This is a genomic window from Pseudidiomarina homiensis, from assembly GCF_003987225.1.
In the GTDB taxonomy this organism is placed as follows: domain Bacteria; phylum Pseudomonadota; class Gammaproteobacteria; order Enterobacterales; family Alteromonadaceae; genus Pseudidiomarina; species Pseudidiomarina homiensis.
Window position 1 is genome coordinate 171,925 of sequence record NZ_PIPX01000003.1, and the last position, 14,880, is coordinate 186,804.

Consider the following 14,880-nt stretch of genomic DNA (forward strand, 5'->3'; position numbering starts at 1 on the left):
TCACGGAAAAACAGTCCGAGGGCGCCAGTATACCTTAGCTCGGTTTACGGGTCACAAACATCGCATCGCCATAACTGAAAAAGCGATAGCGTTCTTGAATGGCCTGGTCATAGGCATTGAGGACTTGCTCGCGTCCAGCAAATGCCGAAATCAACATAATCAACGTCGACTCTGGCAGGTGAAAGTTGGTCACCATGGCATCAATAATTTGGAATTCATAACCGGGATAGATAAAGATATCAGTGTCGGAAAAAAACGGCGCTAATTGCTGACCACTTTTTAACGCCGCTTGTGCTGCTGACTCAAGCGAGCGCACTGACGTCGTTCCCACGGCCACAACACGCTTACCAGCAGCTTTGGTCGCTAAAATCGCATCAACAGTTTCTTGCGGCACTTCAGCGTATTCACTGTGCATGTGATGTTCTTCGATATTATCAACGCGCACAGGCTGAAACGTGCCAGCACCAACATGCAAGGTCACATAAGCAAACTGCACTCCTTTGGCTTTGAGCGCAGTTAGAATCGCATCATCGAAGTGTAAACCTGCGGTCGGCGCGGCAACAGCGCCCGGTTTTTTATTGTAGACCGTTTGATAGCGCTCACGATCGCTCGCCTCATCGGGGCGATCAATATAGGGCGGCAAAGGCATATGCCCGTAGCTTTCCAGAACTTCTAAGACCGGCGCTGCGGTTAAAAACTTAAGCTCAAACAATGCGCCTTCACGGCCCACCATTTCAACATCAACCTTACCTTCGAGAATAAATTTGGCGCCAGGCTTCGGCGCGCGGTTACTGCGTACATGCGCCAGCACCCGTTGGTCGTCCAGCAAGCGTTCGACCAATACTTCTATTTTGCCGCCCGAAACCTTCTCACCGAGCATCCGCGCCGGAATCACACGGGTATCGTTGAACACCAACAGGTCGCCAGCTTCAAGTTCATCCACAATCGCTTTGAACTGTGAATGCTCGACCGCACCGGTTTCACCATCAAGGCGCAACATACGGCTCGCACTGCGATCCGGCTGAGGGTAACGAGCTATCAGCTCATCAGGTAATGCAAAGGTAAAGTCTTTTACGTCCATAGGTATCACTGCCGCTATTTTGAGCGCGTACTTTACCTGTTTTGACGGGCAAAAAAAAGCACGCCCGAAGGCGTGCAAACAGAGATGACAACCGATCCTATTGATCAGTTAAAAGTTGTACGTCGTTGCTTTAGTTAACAGATCACTTGGCGATTCACATTTATCTAATTGACCTTTCGAGAAAATATAGATTTTGTCATTGCCGCCTTGTTCTGCTTGGCCTGCGCCTTCGAGTACAAAGGTTACATTTTCCGATGCTGGCAACGCCCGCAACGTACGGCCGTAATCACACAGAGTACTCGCCATAGTTTGTTCAAAACTCGCAAGTTGCTTCTGCAATAACTCTGCACGCTCGGCTTTACGCACTTCTACTTTCTTGCGCACTTGTTGACGCGCTTCAGCGATTTCTGCACGCGCTGTTTCCAATGCTTGCTGGGTTTCTTCCAATTCGACCCGTGCCTGTGCTAGTTCTTTCTCAATCGCCTCGCTTTCAGCTCCCTCAGCGCTGCGTTTGGCCAGCTCTAAGTCACGTACACGGCGGCGAAGTTCACGCATATCACCGGCTGATTCACGGACTTCATCGGTCACCGTGCGAATGATGCGAATATTACCTTCGCCGTCACCTTCAATATCTTCAGTAACAATTTCTAAGCCTTCCAGCGCTTCAGATGCTGCCGCTAAGCCTTCGGTTACCGCCAGTTCAATTTCGACACTATCGATACCTTCAATGTGCGGCATATCAGGCATCGGTGGAATAGGTACTTCACCGCCGAAAAACATGATGCGGTTACCACCGATCCGAGTGCGGTACACGACGCCTTGGCCAGCTAAATAGTTGTAGCTCAAACGGTCACGTGAAATCACATGACGTTGATCTGATTTACTTTCCTGCTCCAGTGCGGTCGAAAAAATGCTATTCATAATTTCAAGTTGCTTTCGCAGCTCGTTTCGTTGTTTCTCGTCCGCATGAGCAACTGTACTTGTCGTCAGTGCTAATGCGACCGCAGAAATCGCCATTAAGGTACGCATGGTATTACTCCTTCGTCTCAAAATTTGGGGTGGTATCCAAGTCACTCGGCTCAATAAGCTGATCTGTGACTTGTGAAAGTTGATAAGCAAAATAAACCTGATCGTCTTCGCGCTGTGCATTTACATAACGAATCAAGTCTTCCATATCCTCTTGGCGCTCACTGCGATTGGTGGTCAATACATAATTCACCAATTGCTGATTAGCGGCTGCCACATCATCGCGGAAGTCTTCGCGCAAGTTCGCCGCGTAATCGGCCATTTGCAATTGCTGTTCAGCAGCGTAAGCATTCATGCGCTCGGACACTGCGGCCTGTAATTGTTGTTCAGTCAATCCACCACCAAAGTGAACATTGAAGCCTTGATCGGTCACTTGTACCTGTAACTGACTTACAATGGCTAGCAACGCCAGCGCCGAGCAGGCCAGTGAGGCTACCGGTAAAAAAGGCCGTTGCCACCAGCGCAAAGGCTGTTCGGCGTGACCGCGAAAGGTCAGTTCACGCGGCCATTCAGGTACGCGTTCGGCTTGGGTCTGATCGGCAGTCTGCTGGATCCAATTTTCAAATTCATGTGACTTATTCATACGTCCTCCACCAACTGCTGTAAACGTTCAACCGCTTTGTATAAGCGTGACTTCACGGTGTTCAGCGGTACATCAAGTTGCTGACTAATCTCTTGTAACTTCAAATGCTGAAAAAACTTCAGCTCGACAACAATGCGTTGCTCAATCGGCAGCTCCTGCATGGCTTTCACCAATTGCTGGGTGCGTTGCTGCCCCTGATAAACGGCTTCCGGGTTGTGCCAATCGAGCTCACTTTCTTGCTGTTCAAAATCATGTTCATCAGCAAAATCTTTACGCCGACGAAAGTGCTCGATACAGCGATGGTGAGCGATCTTCATCAGCCAGTTCTTGAATGAACTTTCACCACGCCAGCCAGCTAAATTGCGGAATAGCGACAAAAACACGTCCTGCATTAAATCCATGGCGTCGTCACGACTGCCGCTCATGCGCAGAGCGTAGTTAAACACTAATCCTTCGTAGCGCTGTACCAATTGCAACCAGGCCTGTTTGTTATTTTCTAAGGCTCGCCTCACGAGCCGCTCATCTGATGGTGCAAACACAATTGAGTTCCTTTGTTCTTTGCTACTGTAGTCGAGCGCCAACAACAAAAAGTTTTCGTAACAGCAAAAAAATTTCTTATGCGCACAAAAAAAGGCGACCGAAGCCGCCTTTCTATAGTGGACGAGGTTGGCTTAAACGCCAAATGCCGCCTTCAAAATAAAGAAGAAGATAATCGACATAATCGCACCTGCCGGCAGGGTAACCACCCACGACACGACAATGTTACGAACCACACCCAAGTTCAATGCGGCGATACCGCGCGCCATACCTACACCGAGCACCGCACCCACTAGGGTTTGCGTCGTCGAAATAGGGAGACCGGTACCAGAAGCAATAACCACCGTCGACGCGGCCGCTAATTCTGCGGCGAAACCACGGCTTGGGGTCAAGTGCGTAATCCCTTTACCAATGGTTGCGATAACGCGCTTACCGAGCATCGCTAGACCTAGTACGATACCTACGGCACCGACTGGCAATACCCACCATGCGAGCGCGGCCTTGCTCGAAATCTCACCACCACTTTGCACGACACTTACGACTGCAGCCAATGGACCAATCGCATTCGCAACGTCATTTGAACCGTGGGCAAAAGCCATGGCACAGGCGGTAACCACCATCAATACAGCGAATACTTTTTCGACATTGGTGTAATGCATGTCTTTATCGGCCGAAGGGTCAAAGCGTAGACGGCCGATCATGATTTTACCGATGATTCCTACCACCACACCAATACCTATCGCCAAGGCAATGCCGTCGAAGGTTGAGAACTGCACACCAACGTGCTTCAGTCCCTTCTTGATGGTAACCAACGCGATAACAAAGCCGGTAAGTCCCATGTAGAAAGGTACATAGCGTTTGGCCATGTCGAGCGGGTTTTCCCGATCAAAAATAAGCTTCTGTGCGCTTATAAAGATGAAATAGGCAATGAGGCCGGCGATCATAGGTGTCACCACCCAACTACCGACAATACCTAGTACCTTTGACCACTCCACCGAGTCAGGACTCACACCGACGGCGGCAAAGCCAACGATAGCGCCGATAATCGAGTGCGTTGTCGACACTGGCCAACCCAAATACGACGCGATTAGCAGCCAGAAACCAGCGGCTAAGAGAGCGCCAATCATACCGAATACGAGCAGTTCCGGTGCATCGACAAAGTACGCCGAGTCAATAATACCTTTGCGAATCGTCGAGGTAACTTCACCACCCGCCAAATACGCACCAGCAAACTCGAAAATCATCGCGACAATAATCGCTTGTTTGATGGTTAACGCTTTAGAACCTACTGAGGTTCCCATAGCGTTCGCAACGTCATTGGCACCGATACCCCACGCCATAAAGAAGGCAAACGCTGCTGCCATCAAGATCAACGTGAGGTTATAAGTTGAAATAATATCCATTGTTTGTCTCCGACTTAGACTCGTGCAAGCATGAGCTCAAATCGCGCGCCCACGCGCTCGGCTAGGTCCGCGAGATCACCGACCCAATCAAGGATTTTGTAGAGAAACATCGCATCAAGCGGATTCATGTCCTGCTCTAACGCACGTAGCTGACGGCGTAGTTTAACTTGCAGGGCATCGGTATCTTGCTCAATGTTGTCCAGCTCAGAAATCAGGCTATCAACAATCTTACGCTCGCGGCCTTTGAAGCCCACTTCGAGCAGATCATCGAATTCACCAATGGTTTCTTTGGCTTTATCGGTGGCATCCAAACAGCGCTGCAGATACGCATCAAAGCCTTCAACCATCGACTCTGGTACTTGTAATTCACGTCCAGTAATCAGGCCGGAAATATCTTTAGCTTTGTTCGCGATGCGGTCTTGTTGCGATACCAGTTCGAGCAAATCGGTGCGCTCGACAGGCATAAACAAACCACCAGGAAGGTTCAAACGGATTTCGCGTTTCAGATCATCTGCGGCTTTTTCTTTTTTCACAATCGCCTTGCGATGCTCTTCAGCGTCATCCCAATTGCCGGCATAAACGGCTTGAAAGAAGGGTTTTAAAGTCATTGCGCAGTCATGCACTTGTTCAATGTGCTCGATCATCGGTTTGATCGGTGACTTTGCAAATACACCTAGAAACGAGTTTGCAGACATAAAAGTTCGCCTTTGTTGCTGCTATTAGAATCATCGTGTTCCCGATCATTATCGGGGTGCGCATACTAGCCAAAATGTAAGCGCTGCGCAAAGAGTATTCCACGTTGTTTTTGCGAAATAACCCGTTTATTGTAATTCAATACCATCACAATGTAAGAGAAACCTAAATGTTTGAATGGATCTTTTTACCCGAGGCGTGGATTGCCTTAGCGACCCTAACCGCTCTCGAAGTCGTCTTAGGCATTGATAATATTATCTTTATTTCTATTCTAGTTGGGCGTTTGCCTGAAAGCCAACGGCAGAAAGCACGTCAAATTGGCTTGTTGCTCGCCATGGGAATGCGGATTGCGTTACTGCTAAGTATCGTCTGGGTCATGGGCTTAACAGAGCCGTTATTTGAGGTACTTGGCTTTGCCTTCTCGGGGCGCGACTTAATTCTTTTCTTTGGTGGTTTATTCTTGCTCGGTAAAAGTACCTTAGAGATTCATCATAGTCTCGAGGGTGCGGAAGAAACCAAAACATCTGGGAAAGCGGCCACGTTTGGCGCCATTATCACCCAGATCGCCGTCATCGATATCGTCTTCTCACTCGATTCGGTAATTACTGCAGTAGGTTTAGTCGATTATGTCGCAGTTATGATTATTGCGGTCGTCGTTGCGGTCTTGGTGATGATGCTTGCCGCCAAAGCGATTGGTGACTTTGTCGACCGTCATCCGACCATCAAGATGTTAGCACTGAGCTTTCTCATTCTGATCGGCTTTACGCTGATGGGCGAAGGGTTAGGCTTCCATGTACCCAAAGGCTACGTGTACTTTGCGATGGCATTCTCACTCGTCGTGGAGTTGCTCAACATTCGTATTCGCGCACGTAACCAACCCGTCCATTTGAAAAAGCGGATTGCCGAGGACTAATCGGCAACCCGCTCTGAACGCTTAAAGCAAGTGAGGTTAGAAACTGTAAACTAAGGTCACTGCTGTTTCAGTGTCTAACTTCTCTTTGCTCGGGTCTTCTAAATACGAGTTATGGCTTGCCGCCACAGAAAACTTCAATGCCAGTGAACTATTCACGTTTGCCGACACTGACAGTTCGCCACGCGACTTGGTATTTTCTTCACCAATTTCCGTCGAGGCTAACGCGTTCAGCTTCGAGTTCTTGGTGATATCCCATACTAAGTTACCGGCAAGACGCAAAATTGCGCTACTTTCTTGTTCCTGAGCGACACCATCAATAATCGGCTTATTGTATGAGAGACCTGGACCGATCTCGTAGTCAGCAAACAACGTAGGACTGTAGCGATAGCGAGCACCGTAACCCACAGCGACAGTTCCGCGGTAGTCATAACCGCTAAACTTGTCTTCTTCATAAGAGCCAAAAATAAAAATCGAGGAGCGACTTTCAGGACTGAACTTGTAGTTCGACTGCCCTGACACGAATAAGCGATCGCCTGTGGTGTAGGTTTCACCGGTCGACTGGTCTTCTTGTTTTGAACGGTAATAATCGATAACACCCTTGTGACGCCAGTTTTCGTAGTCACGAGCAGCATTCAATTTGGTTTTGAAAGTTTCGGTTTTGGTGTTACCTGAGGTGAATAGCAAACCGAGCTCAGCCGATGCATCCCAGTCTTTTTTCTCTTCCGTGTCTAAATCGCTTGCATCGTCAAACATGAATATTGACGCTTGCGCATACGCACTTGGCAAGCCAAGACAGGCAAACACAGCCAGCGCTGGCAAAGTCTTCTTAAAGTTCACAAACACCTCGTCTTTTTCACAATCCCACATTACGCGTCAGTATAACGTGGGATTGCCTCGAAAAAGAACCCCGATTAGTTCACTTTAGCGTCCAATTCGCCCGTTTCGTAGCGTTTGAACATTTCTTCTAGCGAAATCGGCTTGATTTTGTGCGCTTGGCCAGCACAGCCGAATGCCTCATAGCGAGCTTTACAAATGTCGAACATGGCATCGGTCGACGCTTTTAAGAACTTACGAGGGTCGAAGTTGCTGGTGTTTTGGGCCAGATGACGACGTACCGCGCCAGTCGACGCAAGACGCAAGTCGGTATCGATATTTACTTTACGCACACCATGCTTAATACCTTCAGCAATTTGCTCAACAGGCACACCGTACGTTTCTGGGATCTCGCCGCCAAATTCGTTAATCACTTTCAACCATTCTTGCGGTACCGAAGACGAACCGTGCATCACCAAATGCGTGGTTGGAATACGCTTGTGGATTTCTTTGATGCGGTCGATCGCAAGAATATCGCCAGTTGGTGGACGGCTAAACTTGTAGGCACCGTGTGAAGTACCACAAGCAATCGCCAACGCATCAACATTGGTTGCCTTAACGAACTGCGCAGCCTCTTCAGGGTCAGTCAACAGTTGGTCGTGGCTAAGTTTTCCTTCAGCACCAACACCGTCTTCTTCGCCCGCTTCACCGGTTTCCAATGAACCTAACACACCCAGCTCACCTTCAACCGAAACACCGCAGGCATGCGCCATGGCAACAGCGGTCTGGGTAACCTGAACGTTATAATCGTAATCCGCTGGGGTCTTGCCGTCTTCTTTTAACGAGCCATCCATCATTACTGAGCTAAAACCCAGTTGAATTGAACGCTGACAAACCGCTGGCGAGGTGCCGTGATCTTGGTGCATCACCACTGGAATATGAGGCCATTCTTCGATTGCCGCAAGAATCAGGTGACGTAAAAACGGAGCGCCTGCGTAAGTACGCGCACCCGCTGAAGCCTGCACGATCACTGGGCTATCGGTGGCATCCGCAGCTTCCATAATGGCGCGCATTTGCTCGAGGTTATTAACATTAAAAGCGGGTACGCCATAGCCGTTCTCGGCAGCGTGGTCGAGCAATTGGCGTAGTGAAATTAAAGCCATGAGTTATCTCCTGATCGTTGAATCGTAATGGTTTTTAACCATTCTCTGCGCGTTCTTCCAGAATCGCGACTGCAGGTAGTTTTTTACCTTCTAAGAATTCCAAAAAGGCACCGCCACCGGTCGAAATATAGCTGATTTTATCAGCGATGCCGTACTTATCAATCGCTGCAAGAGTGTCACCACCTCCAGCAATCGAAAATGCTGAGCTCTGCGCAATGGCTTCGGCTAACGCTTTAGTGCCTGCGCCAAATTGGTCAAATTCAAACACGCCCACCGGTCCATTCCATACGATGGTTCCGGCATTTTGCAGAATTTTTGCAAAAGCCTCGGCAGTATCTGGGCCAATATCAAAAATCATATCATCCGCGCGCACATCGCTAACTGACTTGGTTTCTGCGGCCGCTTCAGGGCTGAATTCTTTACCGGTGACGACATCGGTTGGCACTGGAATATCGCCACCTTTGGCTTGTGCCGCAGCAACTAGGCGTGCTGCTTCGTCCATCAAGTCAGCTTCATACAACGACTTGCCCACATCATGACCTGCCGCAGCAATAAAGGTGTTGGCAATGCCACCACCAACGATGAGCTGATCCACCACTCCTGACAGCGATTCCAACACAGTCAGCTTGGTCGAGACCTTTGAGCCACCGACAATTGCGACTAAAGGACGAGCCGGATTGGCTAATGCTTTGCCTAATGCTTCAAGCTCTGCCGCGAGTAATGGCCCAGCGCATGCAACATCAGCGTATTTCGCCACACCATGAGTAGAGGCTTGGGCACGGTGCGCGGTACCGAAGGCATCCATCACAAACACGTCACATAACGCTGCTAATTTTTGCGCTAAAGCATCGTTGTTTTTCTTTTCGCCTTGATTAAACCGTACGTTCTCAAAGACCACGACTTCGCCCTGCGCTACCTCAACGTCGTCAAGGTAATCGGTGGCAAGTTTAACCGGAACTGATAGTGCTTCATTCAGATAATCGACCACCGGCTGCAACGAAAATTGTGCGTCGTACACGCCTTCTTCGGGACGCCCTAAATGCGACATCACCATAACCTTCGCACCAGCATCAAGCGCTTTCTGAATGGTTGGAAGCGCAGCTTTGAGACGCGCGTCTGAGGTTACCTTGCCGTCTTTTACCGGCACATTCAGATCTTCACGGATCAAAACGCGTAAATCGGTTAAATCGAGATCATCCATGGTGATGACTGAAGACATTACTGCACCCTCTTGCTTATTCGTTAAGTTGAAACTGACTGCTGTGCAAGCATCACTTGAGCCGTATCGAGCATGCGATTGGCAAAGCCCCACTCATTGTCACACCAGCACAGTACTTTAATTAAATGCTTGTCGGCGACCCGTGTTTGGGTGCCATCCACAATACTTGAGCGTGGATCATGATTAAAATCGATCGAGACCAGGGGCTCGTCAATATAACCCAAAATGTTCGCCATACGGCCTCGAGCCGCCTGCGATAGCAGACTGTTAACGCGGTCGATACTCACTTCATCACGCACCGTCACGCTGATGTCCATTGCCGTCACATTGGTGGTGGGCACACGTACCTGAATGGCTTCGAACTTGCCCGCAAAGTGCGGCATGATGCGCTCAATACCCCGCGCTAAACGGGTATCTACCGGAATAATCGAACGCCCAGCAGCACGCGCCAAACGCGGATCTTGATGATAAGCATCAATAACTTGCTGGTCGTGCATGGCGGCATGAATCGTGGTAATCGCACCACTCTTAATACCAAAGGCATCGTCGAGTACTTTCAATACCGGTACGCTACAGTTGGTTGTGCATGACCCATTTGAGACAATTTTGTGGGCGGCAGTTAACTGATCACTGTTCACCCCAAAGATCGCAGTAAAGTCGACATCTGGATCACCTGGATGCGAGTAAAGTACCCGCGAGATGCCCAACTCGTGATAATGCGCGCCGTCTTCGCGCGAACCGTGAACACCGGTGCAATCCAACACAATGTCGACGCCAAGTTGCGACCAATCAAGGCAGCTAATCTCTGCTTCAGCAGACACGCTGATCACGTCATCACCAACTTGCAACTGATGCTTGTCGGGCGTCGTCACGGGCTGCTGGAAGCGACCATGACTGGTGTCGTACTTAAGTAAGTGCGCCATCGCCGATACTGGTGCCAGCTCATTGATGGCGACAACCTGCAACTGCTCACGATAGCCGCGCTCGTATAGGGCCCGCAATACATTGCGGCCAATACGACCGAAACCATTAATAGCTATCCGCGCAGTGGCTTTGCTCATTCGGCGAGTAACTCCTCAGCAGCAGCAACAATGTGCTCCGCGGTAAAACCAAAATGCTTAAACAGGTCGCCAGCAGGTGCTGACTCACCAAAACTTGTCATACCGATAATGCGGCCGTTTAGACCTACATACTTGTACCAGTAGTCAGCGATACCTGCTTCGACCGCAACACGTTTGCTCACTGAACTTGGTAACACCGCTTCGCGGTAGTCGGCCGGTTGTGCGTCAAATACATCGGTGGCAGGTAAAGATACCACACGCACCTGCTTACCCTGTGCCTGCAATGTTTTCGCGGCAGCCATGGTAATCGCGACTTCTGAACCCGTAGCAATCAAAATAAGTTCAGGCGCGGCGGGGCTATCAAGCAACACGTAACCACCACGCGCGACATTCGCTAACTGCTCTGCATTGCGCTCCTGCTGTGGTAAGCCTTGGCGGCTAAATACCAGTGCGGTTGGTCCGTCTTTGCGTTCCAGTGCAGCTTTCCATGCGACTGCCGACTCCACTTGGTCACATGGGCGCCAAGTGCTCATGTTCGGTGTCATGCGCAAGCTCGCTAATTGCTCTACCGGCTGGTGCGTCGGGCCGTCTTCGCCGAGCCCAATCGAGTCGTGGGTATACACGAAAATGCTTTGCTGCTTCATCAACGCCGCCATACGTACCGCATTGCGCGCATACTCCATGAACATCAAGAAGGTTGCACCGTAAGGCACTAAACCGCCGTGCAAGGCGATACCGTTCATGATCGCCGACATACCAAATTCGCGTACGCCGTAATAGACATAATTGCCACTAGCATCTTCTGCGGTAACGCCTTTCGCGCCATCCCACAAGGTCAGGTTTGAGCCCGCCAAATCGGCTGAGCCGCCAAGTAGTTCAGGGAGTTCTGGGGCAAACGCATTGATCGCATTTTGCGACGCTTTACGACTCGCAATGTCTGCCGGCTCTGCTTGTAACTTCTCGATGTATGCTTGCGCATGCTCGGCAAAATCACTCGGCAATTCGTTCGCTAATCGGCGCTTCAATTCCGCCGCCAATTCTGGGTGAGCATCTGCGTAGGCAGAAAACCGTTGGTTCCATTCGTTTTCTTGTGCCGCACCTGCGTCCTTCGCTGACCACTGTTGATAAACATCATCAGGAACTTCAAACGCAGCGTAATTCCAACCGAGTTGCTTACGTGCTGCAGCAATTTCGTCGGCACCCAGCGGTGCACCGTGACAACTTTCACTGCCTTGCTTATTCGGCGCTCCAAAACCAATGATCGTTTTGCAAATGATCAATGTCGGTTTGGCTGTTTCGCCGCGCGCCGCTTGGATCGCTTGGTCGACGGCTTGCGCGTCATGTCCATCCACGTCACGAATAACGTGCCAGCCATAGGCTTCGAAACGTTTCGCGGTGTCATCGGTGAACCAGCCTTCAACTTCTCCGTCAATGGAAATGCCGTTGTCGTCATAAAATGCAATGAGCTTGCCCAAGCCAAGCGTTCCTGCCAATGAGCAAACTTCATGGGAGATACCTTCCATCAAGCAGCCATCGCCAAGGAAGGTGTAGGTATAGTGATCGATAATGTCATGACTTGGGCGGTTAAACTGTGCCGCGAGCACTTTCTCGGCGAGCGCCATACCGACAGCGTTCGAGATACCTTGCCCTAATGGGCCTGTGGTGGTTTCAATACCAGGCGCGTAACCGTACTCAGGGTGACCAGGGGTTTTGGAATGCAACTGCCGAAAGTTTTTCAGATCATCGATGTTGAGCTCATAGCCCGTTAGGTGCAGCAACGAGTAAATTAGCATGGAACCATGACCGTTCGACAATACAAAACGGTCGCGATCAGCCCAATTGGGGTTTGCAGGGTTATGTTTCAGATAGTCCCGCCAGAGCACCTCGGCGATGTCGGCCATGCCCATCGGCGCACCCGGATGTCCGGAATTGGCTTGTTGTACGGCATCCATGCTGAGTGCGCGGATAGCGTTGGCGAGATGCTTGCGTTCAGAAACTGCTGTCGTCATAACGAAAAACCCCAAATTGCTGCTTGAGAAAAATGCTCACTAGGTGCGCGTATTCTCCACAATTCGGGGCTTCTAAGCAAATTAGATGTCGGCGCGCAGAGCTTCTGCTTTATCGGTTTTCTCCCACGGGAAAGCATCGCGACCGAAGTGACCATAGGCTGCCGTCTGTTGATAAATCGGGCGTTCTAGGTCGAGCATCTGAATCAAACCATAGGGACGCAAGTCAAAATGTTTGCGAACTAGAGCGATTAATTGCTCTTCGCTATAAGGACTCGTACCAAAGGTCTCAATGCTAATCGACGTTGGTTCGGCCACACCGATTGCATAAGAAACCTGAATTTCACAGCGTTCCGCAAGGCCCGCAGCCACCAAGTTTTTCGCCACGTAGCGCGCCGCATAGGCCGCACTGCGATCCACTTTCGATGGATCTTTACCTGAGAATGCACCACCACCGTGCCGCGCCATACCGCCATAAGTATCGACGATGATCTTGCGACCGGTTAAGCCACAGTCACCCATAGGTCCGCCAATCACGAATTTCCCAGTTGGATTAATAAAAATCCGCTCTTGATTCACTGGGAACCATTCCTCTGGCAACACTGGCTTGATGATGGTTTCGATCACGGCTTCACGCAAATCCGCTTGGCTAATGCCTTCAGCATGCTGCGTAGAGAGCACCACGGTATCAATTGCCACCGGCTTGCCGTCTTCATAAACGAAAGTCAGCTGGCTTTTTGCATCGGGACGTAACCACGGCAACGTGCCATTCTTACGCACTTCGGCTTGACGCTGCATGAGTCGGTGCGCATAAGTAATCGGCGCAGGCATCAACACGTCAGTCTCATTTGAGGCGTAACCAAACATTAAACCTTGGTCACCGGCGCCTTGCTCTTCGAGTGACGCGCGATCCACACCTTGGTTGATATCCATCGACTGCTTACCAATGGCATTTAATACCGCACACGAAGCGCCATCGAAGCCCATGTCAGAATGGGTATAACCGATTTCACGGACGGTGTTACGTGCCAACTCTTCGATATCAACCCATGCGGTTGTCGAAACTTCACCACCGACCAACACCATGCCGGTTTTGACATAAGTTTCGCAGGCCACGCGAGCGCGTGGGTCCTGAGTAAGAATTGCATCGAGAACTGCATCTGAAATTTGATCGGCAATTTTATCCGGATGTCCTTCTGATACTGACTCAGAGGTAAAAAGGTGCTTCGCCATAGTGTTCGGTCTCAACTTATCTTTAAGCTAAAAAATTGGGCGTAGTTTAACGAAACCACGCCCAACTTTCCACATTTAGACGTCTAAAAGTCTTTATTTCTGTTTCAACGTTGCCATATCAATAACAAAGCGATATTTCACATCGCTTTTCAGCATCCGTTCGTAGGCTTCATTGATATCATCCATCGCAATCATTTCGATGTCAGAGGTGATGCCATGTTCGGCACAGAAATCGAGCATCTCTTGGGTTTCGGCAATCCCCCCAATCAATGAACCAGCCAGACTGCGACGCTTGGCGATCAAGTTGAATACAGCTGGTGAAGGATGATGCTCAGCAGGGACGCCCACCAAACACATCGTGCCATTCAACCGCAACAGGCTCAGATAAGCATCCAAGTCATGCGGAGCTGCCACGGTGTTTAAGATAAAGTCGAGCTGATTGGTCCAAGCTTTCATTTGCTCTTCATCTTTCGAAATGACTACATGATCAGCACCTAAGCGCTTGCCATCTTCGACTTTACCCGGCGAGGTGGTGAACAGCACCACTTCGGCGCCCATCGCTGCGGCTAACTTCACCGCCATGTGACCAAGACCACCTAGCCCCACTACACCGACTTTATGGCCCTTGGTGACGCCCCAGTGACGTAATGGTGAATAGGTCGTAATACCGGCACACAGCAACGGTGCAACACCGGCTAAATCAAGGCCTTCGGACACGCTCAAGACGAAGCTTTCTTTGACGGTGATGCGATTCGAGTAACCGCCAAAAGTGACGCCACCTAAATGCTTGTCTTCGCCGTTGTAAGTGCCAACAAAACCATTCTCACAGTACTGCTCGTGGCCCTCGTCACAGCTATGACAGTGCCCACAAGCGTCGACCATGCAGCCGACACCCACAGTGTCACCCACTTTAAATTTGCTTACCTTGTCGCCGACTCGGGTCACCTTGCCGACGATTTCGTGTCCCGGTACGCATGGGAATACAGTTCCACCCCATTCATTACGTGCCTGATGCAAATCTGAGTGGCAAACACCGCAGTACGCAATTTCGATTTCAACGTCTTCCGCAGTCGGGTCGCGACGTTCAAACTCAAAATACTCCAGATCTTTGTCTGCAGCCTGTGCTGCGTAACCTATTGCTTGTGGCAT

General features: G+C 50.2%; 14 protein-coding genes. 1 reads left to right on the forward strand and 13 read right to left on the reverse strand.

The window, feature by feature from the left end; all coding sequences use genetic code 11:
- Positions 1–34: 34 nt before the first annotated feature.
- From queA to CWI70_RS11710, 6 genes are all read right to left on the reverse strand, one after another.
- On the reverse strand, positions 35–1,081 hold the full coding sequence (gene queA, locus CWI70_RS11685; RefSeq protein WP_126773950.1) for a tRNA preQ1(34) S-adenosylmethionine ribosyltransferase-isomerase QueA: 1,047 nt from the start codon (positions 1,079–1,081) through the stop codon (positions 35–37).
- A 108-nt stretch (positions 1,082–1,189) separates the two neighbouring features.
- A complete protein-coding gene (locus tag CWI70_RS11690) occupies positions 1,190–2,110 on the reverse strand; it encodes a hypothetical protein (RefSeq protein WP_126773951.1) in 921 nt (306 codons plus the stop codon).
- A 4-nt stretch (positions 2,111–2,114) separates the two neighbouring features.
- Positions 2,115–2,690, reverse strand: coding sequence for a hypothetical protein (locus CWI70_RS11695; protein WP_126773953.1), 576 nt, complete (start codon positions 2,688–2,690; stop codon positions 2,115–2,117).
- Positions 2,687–3,229 carry an RNA polymerase sigma factor gene (locus CWI70_RS11700; protein ID WP_198677703.1) on the reverse strand — a complete coding sequence of 181 codons (543 nt, stop codon included), beginning with the start codon at positions 3,227–3,229 and terminating at the stop codon, positions 2,687–2,689. Before CWI70_RS11700 ends, CWI70_RS11695 begins: the two co-directional genes overlap by 4 nt.
- 132 nt (positions 3,230–3,361) lie before the next feature.
- The gene (locus tag CWI70_RS11705) at positions 3,362–4,630 is read right to left on the reverse strand and encodes an inorganic phosphate transporter (RefSeq protein ID WP_126773955.1); all 1,269 of its coding nucleotides are present in this window, start codon (positions 4,628–4,630) and stop codon (positions 3,362–3,364) included.
- A gap of 14 nt (positions 4,631–4,644) precedes the next feature.
- Entirely contained in the window at positions 4,645–5,325 is a 681-nt protein-coding gene (locus CWI70_RS11710; RefSeq protein WP_126773957.1) for a TIGR00153 family protein, read from the reverse strand.
- Positions 5,326–5,492: 167 nt separating this feature from the next.
- On the opposite strand from CWI70_RS11710, the gene CWI70_RS11715 reads away from it, so the two are divergent.
- Entirely contained in the window at positions 5,493–6,236 is a 744-nt protein-coding gene (locus CWI70_RS11715) for a TerC family protein (RefSeq protein WP_126773959.1), read from the forward strand.
- Positions 6,237–6,272: 36 nt separating this feature from the next.
- Here CWI70_RS11715 and CWI70_RS11720 read toward each other — a convergent pair whose 3' ends face one another.
- From CWI70_RS11720 to CWI70_RS11750, 7 genes are all read right to left on the reverse strand, one after another.
- Positions 6,273–7,073 carry a DUF481 domain-containing protein gene (locus CWI70_RS11720; RefSeq protein ID WP_241967901.1) on the reverse strand — a complete coding sequence of 267 codons (801 nt, stop codon included), beginning with the start codon at positions 7,071–7,073 and terminating at the stop codon, positions 6,273–6,275.
- 74 nt (positions 7,074–7,147) lie between these two features.
- Positions 7,148–8,212, reverse strand: a complete 1,065-nt coding sequence (gene fba, locus CWI70_RS11725) for a class II fructose-bisphosphate aldolase (protein ID WP_126773961.1) — start codon at positions 8,210–8,212, stop codon at positions 7,148–7,150.
- A 34-nt stretch (positions 8,213–8,246) separates the two neighbouring features.
- Positions 8,247–9,431, reverse strand: coding sequence for a phosphoglycerate kinase (locus CWI70_RS11730; protein WP_126773963.1), 1,185 nt, complete (start codon positions 9,429–9,431; stop codon positions 8,247–8,249).
- A 23-nt stretch (positions 9,432–9,454) separates the two neighbouring features.
- The gene (gene epd / locus CWI70_RS11735; RefSeq protein WP_126773965.1) at positions 9,455–10,492 is read right to left on the reverse strand and encodes an erythrose-4-phosphate dehydrogenase; all 1,038 of its coding nucleotides are present in this window, start codon (positions 10,490–10,492) and stop codon (positions 9,455–9,457) included.
- Positions 10,489–12,501, reverse strand: coding sequence for a transketolase (gene tkt / locus CWI70_RS11740; protein ID WP_126773966.1), 2,013 nt, complete (start codon positions 12,499–12,501; stop codon positions 10,489–10,491). The genes epd and tkt overlap by 4 nt, the downstream gene beginning before the upstream one ends.
- Positions 12,502–12,582: 81 nt before the next feature.
- Positions 12,583–13,731 (reverse strand): methionine adenosyltransferase, encoded by a 1,149-nt coding sequence (gene metK / locus CWI70_RS11745; RefSeq protein ID WP_126773968.1) that lies wholly within the window; start codon positions 13,729–13,731, stop codon positions 12,583–12,585.
- Between the two features lie 93 nt (positions 13,732–13,824).
- Complete coding sequence (locus CWI70_RS11750; protein ID WP_126773970.1) at positions 13,825–14,880, reverse strand: NAD(P)-dependent alcohol dehydrogenase; 1,056 nt, start codon at positions 14,878–14,880, stop codon at positions 13,825–13,827.

Excerpts from the sequence above, each read along its gene's own strand:
- queA (WP_126773950.1), bottom strand. The coding sequence starts at position 1,081 with ATGGACGTAAAAGACTTTACCTTTGCATTACCTGATGAGCTGATAGCT.
- CWI70_RS11690 (WP_126773951.1), bottom strand. The coding sequence starts at position 2,110 with ATGCGTACCTTAATGGCGATTTCTGCGGTCGCATTAGCACTGACGACA.
- CWI70_RS11730 (WP_126773963.1), bottom strand. The coding sequence starts at position 9,431 with ATGTCTTCAGTCATCACCATGGATGATCTCGATTTAACCGATTTACGC.
- fba (WP_126773961.1), bottom strand. The coding sequence starts at position 8,212 with ATGGCTTTAATTTCACTACGCCAATTGCTCGACCACGCTGCCGAGAAC.
- CWI70_RS11695 (WP_126773953.1), bottom strand. The coding sequence starts at position 2,690 with ATGAATAAGTCACATGAATTTGAAAATTGGATCCAGCAGACTGCCGAT.
- metK (WP_126773968.1), bottom strand. The coding sequence starts at position 13,731 with ATGGCGAAGCACCTTTTTACCTCTGAGTCAGTATCAGAAGGACATCCG.
- CWI70_RS11750 (WP_126773970.1), bottom strand. The coding sequence starts at position 14,880 with ATGCCACAAGCAATAGGTTACGCAGCACAGGCTGCAGACAAAGATCTG.
- epd (WP_126773965.1), bottom strand. The coding sequence starts at position 10,492 with ATGAGCAAAGCCACTGCGCGGATAGCTATTAATGGTTTCGGTCGTATT.
- CWI70_RS11705 (WP_126773955.1), bottom strand. The coding sequence starts at position 4,630 with ATGGATATTATTTCAACTTATAACCTCACGTTGATCTTGATGGCAGCA.
- tkt (WP_126773966.1), bottom strand. The coding sequence starts at position 12,501 with ATGACGACAGCAGTTTCTGAACGCAAGCATCTCGCCAACGCTATCCGC.
- CWI70_RS11715 (WP_126773959.1), top strand. The coding sequence starts at position 5,493 with ATGTTTGAATGGATCTTTTTACCCGAGGCGTGGATTGCCTTAGCGACC.
- CWI70_RS11710 (WP_126773957.1), bottom strand. The coding sequence starts at position 5,325 with ATGTCTGCAAACTCGTTTCTAGGTGTATTTGCAAAGTCACCGATCAAA.